The 11752-nt window shown below is 57.6% G+C and carries 10 protein-coding genes and 1 tRNA gene; 3 read left to right on the top strand and 8 right to left on the bottom strand.

Annotated elements, in window-relative coordinates:
- Nucleotides 1-18: 18 nt before the first annotated feature.
- Entirely contained in the window at nt 19-264 is a 246-nt protein-coding gene (locus HMPREF3016_RS10965) for a hypothetical protein (RefSeq protein ID WP_141755789.1), read from the bottom strand.
- A 17-nt stretch (nt 265-281) separates the two neighbouring features.
- On the opposite strand from HMPREF3016_RS10965, the gene HMPREF3016_RS11115 reads away from it, so the two are divergent.
- The gene (locus HMPREF3016_RS11115; RefSeq protein WP_210399785.1) at nt 282-581 is read left to right on the top strand and encodes a hypothetical protein; all 300 of its coding nucleotides are present in this window, start codon (nt 282-284) and stop codon (nt 579-581) included.
- Nucleotides 582-628: 47 nt separating this feature from the next.
- Here the strand turns inward: HMPREF3016_RS11115 and HMPREF3016_RS05635 are convergent, their stop codons facing one another.
- The gene (locus HMPREF3016_RS05635) at nt 629-1240 is read right to left on the bottom strand and encodes a dihydrofolate reductase family protein (protein WP_246828478.1); all 612 of its coding nucleotides are present in this window, start codon (nt 1238-1240) and stop codon (nt 629-631) included.
- A 43-nt stretch (nt 1241-1283) separates the two neighbouring features.
- On the opposite strand from HMPREF3016_RS05635, the gene HMPREF3016_RS05630 reads away from it, so the two are divergent.
- Entirely contained in the window at nt 1284-1853 is a 570-nt protein-coding gene (locus HMPREF3016_RS05630) for a TetR/AcrR family transcriptional regulator (protein WP_070740814.1), read from the top strand.
- A 321-nt stretch (nt 1854-2174) separates the two neighbouring features.
- On the top strand, nt 2175-2660 hold the full coding sequence (locus HMPREF3016_RS05625; RefSeq protein ID WP_070740811.1) for an NTP pyrophosphohydrolase: 486 nt from the start codon (nt 2175-2177) through the stop codon (nt 2658-2660).
- Between the two features lie 84 nt (nt 2661-2744).
- Here the strand turns inward: HMPREF3016_RS05625 and HMPREF3016_RS05620 are convergent.
- The 6 genes from HMPREF3016_RS05620 to HMPREF3016_RS05595 all read right to left on the bottom strand — a co-directional run bounded on the left by HMPREF3016_RS05620 (nt 2745) and on the right by HMPREF3016_RS05595 (nt 11530).
- Nucleotides 2745-2821, bottom strand: a tRNA-Pro gene (locus tag HMPREF3016_RS05620).
- A gap of 238 nt (nt 2822-3059) precedes the next feature.
- Nucleotides 3060-3878: an S-layer homology domain-containing protein gene (locus tag HMPREF3016_RS05615; RefSeq protein WP_246828477.1), complete on the bottom strand. Its 819-nt coding sequence runs from the start codon at nt 3876-3878 to the stop codon at nt 3060-3062.
- 182 nt (nt 3879-4060) lie between these two features.
- Nucleotides 4061-5935 carry an ABC transporter ATP-binding protein gene (locus HMPREF3016_RS05610; protein WP_070740805.1) on the bottom strand — a complete coding sequence of 625 codons (1875 nt, stop codon included), beginning with the start codon at nt 5933-5935 and terminating at the stop codon, nt 4061-4063.
- The gene (locus HMPREF3016_RS05605; protein ID WP_070740802.1) at nt 5935-8043 is read right to left on the bottom strand and encodes an ABC transporter ATP-binding protein; all 2109 of its coding nucleotides are present in this window, start codon (nt 8041-8043) and stop codon (nt 5935-5937) included. Before HMPREF3016_RS05605 ends, HMPREF3016_RS05610 begins: the two co-directional genes overlap by 1 nt.
- 329 nt (nt 8044-8372) lie before the next feature.
- Nucleotides 8373-9353, bottom strand: a complete 981-nt coding sequence (locus HMPREF3016_RS05600) for a metallophosphoesterase (RefSeq protein ID WP_070740799.1) — start codon at nt 9351-9353, stop codon at nt 8373-8375.
- Nucleotides 9354-9379: 26 nt separating this feature from the next.
- Entirely contained in the window at nt 9380-11530 is a 2151-nt protein-coding gene (locus tag HMPREF3016_RS05595) for a transglycosylase domain-containing protein (RefSeq protein WP_048751234.1), read from the bottom strand.
- Nucleotides 11531-11752 lie beyond the last annotated feature (222 nt).

Genomic DNA, 11752 nt, shown 5'->3' with positions numbered 1-11752 from the left:
GAGTCAGGCGTTTTCGCCTCACAGCTCTAGAATGCTCGGCTTCGGCGTGCCTTCTTGGGCTTCTTCAGTAGGTCGGTCATGGGGAAGTTCACATACCAGGCCTGGCGCTACCCCGGCAGAACACCAGAATTGGAGCACGATTCCGGGGACATGAATCTTCATATCCCCGAACTCGGTATTCCGCGAGATTAAGTCACAAGGACGACCCTCAAGAAATCTGCTTTCCCAAGACTTCAGCCACAACCGCCAAAGCTGTAAATGCATGAAAACTTTGATAGGACATGACGGATTATCTTAGCAGGTTGATCACAGCCTTGCGTGAGGCTGAGATTCACGTTCAAGGCAACAAAGGACTTGTGAGTTTTCCTTGCAGGCGAAACATCAACGACGCCTGCTTCTGGGCAACCAATGACACATGGAATGTGGGCTATTCACGCTGGCTCACGGATCCAATAGCAATTCTCACCACTCCTGATCGTGATGTCTCACTGCGCTGGCTGATTTGCTGCATCGGCAACCTGTATCGCAAGAAGCAGAATGATTCTACCTCCTCCCTCTCCGAACCACTTCCGGATTCGTGAACGGCTGGAAAGTTCCCGAACCCAGCAACGGATAGGCACGTAACGGACTACTGTCGGACAGTGCGGGCGTATTCCTCTATCACAACGCCGGATTCAAAGCTTCGACAACTCACCAGATCAAAGTTCTGTATGACGGTACCAGCATTACCGAACAGTCGGACACCATCACCAAGGACGACGGGATTGCGTTTGAGAATGAGGCGGTCGATCTCGGGCAGCAGCTCTCCTGCAAGATTTCCACCACCGCAGAGATAGATCGCAAGCCCCTCTTGCTGCTTCAGCTCACGCACAGTCGCGAGCGCGTCAGCGGTGAATGTCACGCCAGCTGGCGGGGCTGTCTCCGAGCGTGTTGCGACGAACTCGCTCAGGTGCGCATAGGGTCGTTCAATACCGGCCGCCCGCGCAATGTCATAACTTGCTCGCCCTTGAATGACCGTGTCGAAGCGATTACCCGGCGGATGCATGTCGAGTGCCGCGAGTACATGGGCGGGGAGCGCATCGGCGAAGTCACTCAAGTAGACAGCCATGTGATCCCCTTCAACGGGGAAGGCATCGTAACTGCCGTCCGGTGCGGCGATGTAGCCATCGATAGACACGGCGACGTAGTAAATCAGTTCACGCATCATATCTCCAATCACTACTTTTGTCGTGGTTAACATGACTTTACCACGATATCAGTAGTACATGCGATAGCATGATCACATGGTCCGTAATGCTGAACGACGCACACTGCTCTCCGACGCTGCTGTACGAGTACTCGCTCAACAAGGCTCACGCGGTCTGACGCATCGGGCGATCGACGCCGAGGCGAAAGCACCCAGAGGTACAGCCTCGAACTACTTTGCCTCGCGCGATGAAATCATCGATGCGATCCTGCTCCGTATTAGTGAACGTCTGCAGCCGGACCCCGACATCCACGCTGACCTTGCCCAGCGACCTCCCGGCGTTGAGCTATTCACCGAGTACTTGCGCGACATTGTCCACCGGCTGACAGACAACCGTGATGCTGCGATAGCGCTCTTCGAGCTGCGGCTCGAAGCCACCCGCCGCCCGCGCGTCGCGGAGGCGCTCACCACCTGGCGGCGAGCAGGGCTTCAAGCCGATATCGAGTTCAACGAGAAGATGGGCCTACCCGGTCGGCCGGCGGACATCACGCTTTTCCACTACGCCCTCGACGGACTGCTTCTTGATCATCTCACCGTTCCCGTGGATGAAACTGTCAACCCTGACGAGGTGGTGAGCGTGCTCGCCCACCGACTTCTCGGCAGCTGATGCAACTCATCACTTTAAAGTCGCCAACACACTGGGTTCTCCCCAGACTCTCCAGCTCAATCCTGCTCTGCCGAGTAGACGCGGTCTACCAACGACAGCTCAAACTGCTGCATTTTGTGTCGCTGTCCAGGGCATGCTTGTCACGCAGATACTCCAGCGTCAGAACGAGGTTCTCAGTGGGGCCACTACGTGCTGCGCATAGGCGCTCGCCCTCATGAGTGGGCGGGGTTAGCCCGGCGAAGTGACGAATATGCTAGCACGCACGGTTTCTCTTCGATACTCTGGTGCCTACTGAAGAACACGTGAGAGAGGAATAAGTCCGTGACGTACTTTGCGTACAGGGTGGTGGGGAAGACTGAATATAACGGATTCGATGTCCCCCAGACTCCGCAGTCTTTCGCCGACGATACCGAGCAGCGCCTCACTGATCCCGACTTTTTGGAGGGTGACAAACGCTTCGCCCTGGTGGTGTGGGCTCTGCCTGAAGGCGTGAACCATGTTGATGACGTTCCCCAGGATTCGGTGGCGCACGGCAACTATATACAGTGTGCCGGTTCCACGCATGCGATGACGGTGGAAATTAGGGTGGCTGCCGAAGATGGTTCGTATGAACAGTACACGGTGGCCCGCAAACCTGTGACCGACCCCGATGCGTGGACAACCATCACATGGGTTGGTAACCGTATGCCCGCTCAAGTGCACCCCGAAGAGGTTTTCACGGGTGAGCAGGCGGCGCCTATCTTCCGCGCCTACATTGAGGACGGCGTAATTCCGCCGCGCGAGTTGCTTCGTGTATTGGATATTTAGACATTTGACTCGACCCAATGGGTGATCCGAGCAGAAGGCACATACAGTAAACCCCCTGAAGATTACTCTCAGGGGGTTTAGAATTGGTCGGGATGACAGGATTTGAACCTGCGACCTCGTCGTCCCGAACGACGCGCGCTACCAAGCTGCGCCACATCCCGGTGTTAACCTGTCGGACAACCCGCAGGCAACTCATCAATAATAGCCGAAGAACCCGGGGAAAGCAACACGAATAAGCCCTCTCAAAAACCTGTAAACCCTGAGTTTCCAGGGGAGTAAGTGCGGTGTCTTGTGCGTGTGCTTCCGCCTTCTGCTTGACACACTAAAAACGCGGAAGCACACGCAACACCGGAGAGAAACGCTCAACATTTCCCGCAGCGACTGTACAAGATTATCCGCTTAGATCTTGGCGAAGCGGAACACAAACGCGGCAGTCGCTTCACGAGTAACAGGCTCATGCGGGCGGAAAGTGCCGTCGGGCCAGCCGGTCGTGATCTTCTGGGCCTTGAACCACGCGATTTCGCGGTGGAACGGGCTCTTCGAGGGAACATCCGTAAAGGGCGCCTGAGTCGGTGCCACATCGTCGTTCATATTGGCGGCACGGTAGAAGAACGCCGCCAGAGCCTCACGAGTAACGGAATCGTGCGGGCGGAAGGTACCATCCGACCAGCCGGTCGTGATGTGCTGCTGATGCATCCACACGATCTCCTTGTAGAAGGGATCGCTCGGAGCAACGTCGGTGAACGGCGACTGCTTGGGCAGAACAACATCGGGTGAGCCAGCCATCCGGTAGAAGTATGCGGCAATTGCGGCGCGCTCAATATTCTGGGACGGGCGGAAAGTGCCATCGGGCCAACCCGTCGAAATACCGGTCTGTCCCAGCCAGGTGATCTCCTGATAGAACATGTGGGTCTGGGGAACATCCTTGAAGACTACCGCCGCTGGCTTTTCGCTCGGCGCGGGTGCGGGTGCCTCCGGAGACGGGCCGTCACTCGGAGCCGGTGCGACTACAGGCGCCGCAGGAGTCGGATCTACCGAGAGTCCAGGGTTCGCCTCAGCCGCCGGTGCGCCGGGGGCTGCGGATGCGCTCGGCGCAGGATCCGCCGCCTTCGCAGTCTCCGCAAAAGCAGGCTGAGCGGCAAAGGTCAGACCAAGAGCAAGAGTGAGTGCAGAAGCGGTGCCCTGAGCCAGAAACCTCCTCGCATCATTGCGTGACATATTTTCCTCCATGAGGTTATAAGGGTTTAAGTGAATGAGTATCTGCGCGCTCTACGAAGCGGCAAGACACCTTTATCATCCACAAAAAACTTTGCCGTGTCTACTCAGGCGGTTACAGCTAAGAACTATGACGTTTAGGGCTCTCATGCACGTATCACAATAGATAAACGTGCGCATAAGAGTTAGGCACTGGGGGAGTCTGAATCCTGCCGCGCATCCTCCCACGAGGTGTACATTGCGGCAAACTCGCCACCGGCGGCAATCAGCTCCTGCGGTGAACCATCCTCAACAATAGACCCCGCAGAAACAACCAGCACCCGGTCCGCACTCAGCACGGTCGAAAGACGATGCGCAATCACCACGGCGGTACGCCCCGCCAACAGGGCATTGAGCGCCCGCTGCACCGCCCGCTCGCTGGGAATATCCAAGGATGCGGTAGCCTCATCCAAAATCAGTACCCGCGGATTTGCCAAGAAAACGCGGGCAAAAGACACAAGCTGACGCTGCCCGGTCGAAAGGTTCACACCGCCGCGCCCGAGCATCGTGCCGTACCCCTGCGGGAGGGTCTGAATAAACTCATCCGCGCCGACAGCCTGCGCCGCCCGGCGCACCTGGTCGTCGGTCGCCTGCGGGTTGCCCAAACGAATGTTCTCGGCAATCGAGGTTGAGAACAGAAAGACTTCCTGGGTGAGCATAACGACGTTTCGGCGCAGCTCCTGATCGGTCAGGGAACGTACATCCACGCCGTCGAGAAGCACCCTGCCGGTATCAACGTCATAGAAACGGGCAATTAATTTGGCAATCGTAGACTTTCCGGCACCGGTTTCACCCACGAGCGCCACCGTCTGCCCCGGTGTAATCCTCAGCGACGTAGGCATGAGCGCGTGCTGACCTGCAGTGTAACCGAATGCGGCATCCTCAAGAACGATCTCACCCAGCGGGGCTGCCTCTGCCGAACTCTCGGTGCTCGCCGGCGTGGAGGGGGACTGCGGCAGGCTTACCGGATGCTGCGGGTCTTGAATCTGCGGTTTTTCGGCTAAGAACCCGGAAACCTTCTCCAACGCCGAAAACGCCGACTGGAGTACGTTATAAAACTCGGAGAGCGTCATAATCGGCTCAAACACCCGGTTCGCGTAAATAATGAGCGCAAGCAGGGTGCCCACCTGCATGGTGCCGCCGAGCACCGCATACCCACCAATCACAAGCGCCGCCGCCACAAAAATATTGCCCAGCAGAATCAGCACGGGGGAGTAGATGCCGAAGAGCTTGATGGAATCCATGACCGCCACCCGGTACCGCTCGGCGTTGCGTGCGTACGATGCGCGCGCATCCGCCTCTGCACCGAAACCCTTGATAGCTCGAATACCGGTGTAGGTTTCAACAAAACGGCTTGTCAGCTGGGCAGATTCATTACGCATGGCACGGAACGCGGTCTCTGATCGGGTGCGGAACCAGCGGGTTATCAGCCAGATGGGAACCGTCATAGCCACCAGAAGCAGCCCGATGCGCCAATCCAACAGGAAAATGGCGATTACCGAGAACGCAATCCCCAACAGGGTTGTGGCAAGCTGACTGATACCGCTGTCTAAGAAGGTGCGGATCGTATCAATATCACTTGTCAGCCGCGAAATTACGCGGCCCGATGTATATGACTCGTGGAACGAGACGCTCAGCGACTGCGAATGCTGGAACACGCGCGTGCGCAGGCTCAACAGCACACCCAGCGAAACCCTCACCGTATACACCACATTCACCCAGGTCAGGGTGCCGTTAGCGAGCACGGTCGCCCCAAAAAGCACTACGAAGAATATAAGCGGGGCGCTGTCGCCGCGGGTGAGCGGTTCAATCGCGGTATCGAGCACGCGCGCAATCAGCCAGGGCTGCACGGCGGATGCGATCGCCCCAAGTATTACCGCCGCCACCGAAATCGCCAGGGACAGTCGATGCGGGCGCAAAATCTCGCGCAGTAGACGGTACGAACGTTCCCGAGCCTGCCGCCGCTCTTCGGGGGTCAGGTTCGTGCGTTCGTCGGAATTCGGCACGAGACGCTTGGGCATTAATCCTCGTCCTGCACACTCATTAGGCGGCGATACTGTGGCAGCTTCATAAGCTCGGTGTGGGTGCCTTGGGCGGTAATACGGCCATCCTCCAGCAGCAGCACCCGGTCGGCAAGCGCCACCGTTGAAGGACGATGCGCGGTCAGCAGGGTGGTAGCCCCGCCCAGTCCTTCGTGGCCGGTGCGCAGCGCCTCAATAATCTTCTCTTCCGTGTGAACGTCCAGCGCCGAGAACGGATCATCAAGCAGCAGCACGCTCGGGCGAACCGCCAGGGCACGCGCCAAAGAAAGCCGCTGACGCTGACCACCCGAGAGGCTCAACCCCTCTTCGCCAATAATGGTATTGACCCCTTCGGGAAGGTCGTCCACGAAATCGCAGGCCGCGATCGTGAGGGCGGCGCGCACACGCTGATCCGCCTCCTCAGAAGAGCTAAGATCGTGCACCCCTAACAGGATGTTCTCACGCACCGACCCCGAGAACAGCACGGCCTCCTCAAAAACAGAGGCCATTTGCGCGCGTACCTCAGGCAGCGGCATATCGGCGGCATCGTGACCACCCAGCAGAATTTTTCCCGAAGAGGGCTCATAGAACCGCGGAATCAGGTTGAGAATTGTCGATTTTCCGCTGCCGGTAGCCCCCACGAGCGCCAGAATCTCGCCCGCAAAAGCCTTAAACGTAATATCGTGAAGTACCGACGGGGTTTTGGAGGTTGCAGCCTTCTGCTGCGCACGCGCAAACTCGCGTTCCTGCTCCGTAGGCTCGGGGCTTGGATCCTGCATATCAGCCTGTAACTCCGGGAACGCTGCGGGGTCTGACTCCTGCGCGGAACCGGCGCTGTCCTGGTGATCCTGCGGACCCTTGGCAAAACCTAGAATCTTCGCCAGAAAACCGCCCAAACCGCTCTGCTCGGCGTGATCCGTTGAAGCCCCATCCTGCCCGGAATGCTCCTCAGGAACCTCAGCCGTGCGCGCTTGATTCTCAGCGGAATCTGCGTGTGTGCGAGCTTCCGAACCAGAGTCAGAATCTACAGCGCTTGCCTGCTCGGCATAGCTAAAGCTCACCGCCTCACACGCCACAGAAATTGCGCCACCCGAAGGATAAGCCACGGTCTCCTCCTCAACTAGTCGTACCTGTTCATCGCCGGGATCCGACATCACCTCAACGTGACGCTCAAACGCCACCCGGTAGTTCAAATATGATGCCATCAGCGCGGTCGAACGGAGCACATGCCCCAACACCACCGTCAGCACCGCAAAATAGGCGGTCATCGCGCCCAAAGAAAGACTACCCGATGCCACCTGCGGCGCGCCCACCAGCAGGGCGAGCATCGTCACCGCCCCCACAATCACGCGCTGATAAAACCCCACGCGCGCCACCAACATGGCACGGCGATGCTCCACCTCATTCAAATGTTCGGCATCGCGGGTGTACTCGGTAATCTGCTCGGGGGAGCGGCCCAGCGCTTTCACCACCCGAATACCGCGCACAGACTCCTCAATGCGGGTCGAAAGATCGCTGGTGAGCCGCTGAATCTCGCGGGTGTATGCCTCATATTTGCGCACATAGCTGATGAGTGACAGCACCAGCACCGGAATAGCCACCACAAAAATAACCGCAAGCGGGGCGGATGCGGTCACCATAAAATACCCGCCCGTTACGAACATGACCACAACCGACGTCATCTGCACCAGCGCAAACGAAAGCCACCGGCGAATCGTACTCAAATCGCTCATGGAACGGGTGAGCAGCTGCCCGGAAGACCACCGGTCAAGAACGCTCAGCGGCGCCCGCAAAATCCGGTCAAAAAAGTTCATGCGCATGCGGATTTCAAGCGTGGAGGTAGGATCCACGATCAGCCACCGCCGCCAATACGCCAACGATGCGTTTCCTACACCAATCAAAAGTACTAATCCGCCGCCAATCCAGACTCCCGCCTCGATCGTATTCTGCACAAGCTCATCGACAATGAACCGAAGCATCTGCGGAATAGAAATTTCGAGAATCGCCGCACCAACAGCGACCAGCATGCCGATAGCCCAGCGCCACCGAATCGGGGCAATATACGGCAGGAACTTGAGGGGCGCGCGCTCGCCCGCATCGTAATTCACAGGTGCGGGAATAGGCTCCGGGGCGGTTTCCAGGAAGGGATTGCGTCGTCGAGAAGTGCCAAGGGCGTGTGTGCGGGTCGTGCTCGATTCCTCCTGCTTAGATGCGGTTCAACGTTTCTACAAGGTGTGAGCGTTAGTGCTCTTAATTATAGAGGGGCACCCCGGATGCACCCGCTACGGTTCTGCGCTGAGCGTCCCGTTCTTATCGGTGAGCTTAACCCGTTCTCTTACGTCTTAACCCGCGAGCAGGTAGCTTTTGACCGAGCAGGTAGGAAAATACTACCTGCTCGGTCAAAAACCACCTGCTCACGGATATAAAGGAAAAAAACCTACCCGTCCTTAGCCGTGAGGGTGACGAGCACCGCCTCCGGGGGACAGAAGAGTCGCACAGGCGCGAACCGTGAGGTCCCCAGCCCCGCCGAAACCTGCACCGGAACATCGTCCTGATAGCTCACACCCTTCGCGCGCGAAGGCGGCAAATCACAGTTACTCACGAGCGCACGACCGCCCGGCAGACACACCTGCCCGCCGTGCGTGTGACCGGCAAAAATAAGTTCGGCACCATCCTGCACAAATCTGTGCAGAGTGCGCATATACGGTGCATGGGCAACACCCACACGAATACGCGGCACGTCCGAAGACTCAAACGCTTGCGGTGAGAACCCCGGATGCGCATCGTAACGCAGATGCGGATCATCCACCCCCGAAAATTCCAGGCGCAGCCCACCCAACGTGATGCCGTCGTACCGGTTAATAAGCCCTACCCAGCCGCGCGACTCAAAGGCGTCATGCATACGCTCAATCGGAAGCGGCACACGCGACCCCTCCTCAATCTCCTGAGGCGTGCGCGCCTGCCACAGATACCGTGCAGGATTCTTCAGCACCGGGGCAAAATAGCAGTTCGAGCCAGGCACGAAAACCCCCGGAAAATCCAGGAGAGGGTCAAGTGCCTCTAGGAGAGGATCAAGCCCGCCCACATGCGAGAGGTTATCGCCCGTATTCACCACCAAATCCGGGTTCAGGCCCGCCAAAGAATGCATGAACTCGGTCTTCGCCCTCTGCCCAGGAATCATATGCATATCCGAGATATGCAGAATCCTAAAGTTTGGCGACCCCACCGGAAGCACCGCGAGAGTTTCCTCGCGCACCTGAAAATTATTCAATTCGACGAAGCGCCCATACGCCGCCGTGGCGGCCCCCAAAGCAAGCCCCGCAGCCGCAAACTTCACCATACTCTGTGTGAAGTGCGAACCACGTGCCGCTTCAGAAGCCGCCACGGATGCGCGGGCACCGGATGCGCTCTCACACATCGTGTGCCTTTCTTCAGTACGCCCTCTTAGTTACCGTTGACGTTTGTTGACGTCACCGATGCCGGGGGCTCAGTAAACTTCTCGGTGTTGTACTTCGGTGCCATGGCCTGCATGAACTGCTGCCACTGGGCACCCGCATAGGTCGCACCGTCCACGTACTCCAGCACGCGACCGTTAATCGCAATACCGTTCATCGAGCGGTAACCCAAGTCGTTACTGCCCACCCATGAAGCAGTTGCCAGGCCGCGGGTGTAACCAACCATCCAAGTCTGCGAGGAGTTATCGTTCGTACCGGTCTTCGCGGCGGAAGCATCCGGCAGACCGATAGCGCGCTTAGGCGCTGAACCTCCGGAGGCAAGCACGCCCTTGAGCACGTAGCTCACACCGTTAGCAATATCCGGGCTGATCGCCTGCTCACACTTAGACTCGTAAGTCTTCATGGGCGAACCGTCACTCTTAGTAATCTTCTCAAGTGGGCGCGGCTCACAGTACTTACCTTCGCTCGCGAAAGTTGCGTATGCGCTCGCCATGGTCAGCGGGGTAGCACCGTACCTGGTACCACCAATGTTTGCACTGAGCAGACCCGGATCGTACAGCTGCTGACCCAGACCGTCGTGCAGGTGCAGCTTATTTGCCATATCGCTGATATCGCAGAGGTCGAGTTTACTGACCATCGAGTACAGGTAGGAGTTAGCCGAAACGCGAATACCGTAGGCGACCGTACCCCAGCTCTGGTATCCCGGAACCGCGTTCTTGAAGGACCAGCCGTTAGCGGAGTCGCGGTAGTAGTACTTACCGCCCTCCACACAGCGGGCGTTCCACCCAAAGCTGCTTGGGTAGGATAGGGCCGTACCATCGATTTGGGCGTTCACACCTCGACCAGAGTTAATCCACTGGGACAGCACCACGGGCTTGAAGGTTGAGCCCGGCTGGAATCCGGGGGTGCCGCCATAGAGCGAATCTACGTTGAAGTTGAACTGGGTTTGCGAGTGGTCATTCGCATCCTTGGGTTTACCCCATTCGGCGTTCTGAGCCATCGCCACCACGCGACCGCTGCCAGGCTCCACACTGGTCAAAGCGGCGTTCACGTTGTTGGTGTTGGTGGAACCAGGCTGAACGGCCTCCACAGACTGTTTAGCGATCTTCTGCGCTTCGGGGTTCAGAGTACTCACAAGCTTAAAACCGCCGCGGTTGAGCAGGTTCAAACGTTCCTCGGGAGTTGCCCCGAAAGATTCGTCGAGCGCAACATAGTTCACCACGTAGTTACAGAAGAATGAGCTTTCGCCCGCAACAGAGCAGCCCTTCTCAGGCGGATGAACATTGAGCTTAATAGGCGATGCAATGGCTTCATCGTATTCTTGCTGTGAAATCTTACCGTCACGAAGCATGGTGCCAAGCACCACATCGCGGCGTTCACGCGCCAGATCGGGGTGGGTTGTTGGGTCATAGGTGTTCGGTGACTGCACCAGACCCGCGAGAAGGGCCGATTGGGCTACCGAAAGATCCTTCGCGGAAATACCCCAGTAGTATTGGGCCGCCGCCTCAACACCGTAGTTGGTACCGCCCAAGTTCACGATGTTCAGATAGCCCTCAAGAATCTCGTCTTTAGACTTGTTCTGCTCCATCGAGATAGCGAGCTTCATCTCTTTGATCTTATCGAGATACCCTTTATTCCCGCCTAGGGTTGTGGGGTCTGCGCCGCGCTGCACATCGGAATCAACGATCAGGTTGTTCACGTACTGCTGTGTGAGTGTCGATGCACCCTGACGTTTCTTCGGGTTCAGGAAGTTATTCGCGAACGCACGACCAATGCCGATAGCTGATACGGCACCGTGGTTGTAGAAGTCGCGGTCTTCCACCGAGATAATGGCATCACGCATATGCGGTGACATCTGATCGAGCTTAACCTCTGTGCGGTTTTCCTCGAAGAAGGTCGCAAGCTCGGTCTTACCATCAGAGGCGTACAGAGTCGATGGGCGTGAGAAGGGGCCTTCTGAAATGTCTTCCGGAAGATCCTGGAACCACGTCATTGAGGCATTAGCGACCATGCCAACACCTACCGCCGGGGGTACCACGATAATTGCTACCAAGAACCCGGCAATGATACTGAACGCCACAAACTGCAAAAAGTCACTGGGGCGACGCCGTTGCGCGCGCGATTTTTTTCGTGAAGCCATTCATTCAGTTTAGCGGATACACCTGAGAACGCATCCCTCAAAAGGGTTAAACTCTAGGTTTAACTTGCCGGTTTCCCGTCTTCGCGGGCAACGCGCCGGATGTACTTCCTTGGCTATACCGTGAAAACACTGGATCTATGCCCCGAAAATCCGCGTCATTTCGCGGGTTATGTACTCTGTGCGGGGCTGACCGGCGTACCCGGTGCACGAGGTGACCGTTCG

The sequence above is a fragment of the Rothia sp. HMSC065D02 genome (genome assembly GCF_001815285.1).
In the GTDB taxonomy this organism is placed as follows: Bacteria; Actinomycetota; Actinomycetes; order Actinomycetales; family Micrococcaceae; genus Rothia; species Rothia dentocariosa.
The sequence above is the reverse complement of the archived record's forward strand: the minus strand, read 5'-3'. Positions and strand labels throughout refer to the sequence as shown.

Coding starts and splice junctions, on each gene's coding strand:
- HMPREF3016_RS05615 (WP_246828477.1), bottom strand. CDS start 3,878: ATGTCACGCAATGATGCGAGGAGGTTTCTGGCTCAGGGCACCGCTTCT.
- HMPREF3016_RS10965 (WP_141755789.1), bottom strand. CDS start 264: ATGCATTTACAGCTTTGGCGGTTGTGGCTGAAGTCTTGGGAAAGCAGA.
- HMPREF3016_RS05595 (WP_048751234.1), bottom strand. CDS start 11,530: ATGGCTTCACGAAAAAAATCGCGCGCGCAACGGCGTCGCCCCAGTGAC.
- HMPREF3016_RS11115 (WP_210399785.1), top strand. CDS start 282: ATGACGGATTATCTTAGCAGGTTGATCACAGCCTTGCGTGAGGCTGAG.
- HMPREF3016_RS05630 (WP_070740814.1), top strand. CDS start 1,284: ATGGTCCGTAATGCTGAACGACGCACACTGCTCTCCGACGCTGCTGTA.
- HMPREF3016_RS05610 (WP_070740805.1), bottom strand. CDS start 5,935: ATGCCCAAGCGTCTCGTGCCGAATTCCGACGAACGCACGAACCTGACC.
- HMPREF3016_RS05635 (WP_246828478.1), bottom strand. CDS start 1,240: ATGTTAACCACGACAAAAGTAGTGATTGGAGATATGATGCGTGAACTG.
- HMPREF3016_RS05600 (WP_070740799.1), bottom strand. CDS start 9,353: ATGTGTGAGAGCGCATCCGGTGCCCGCGCATCCGTGGCGGCTTCTGAA.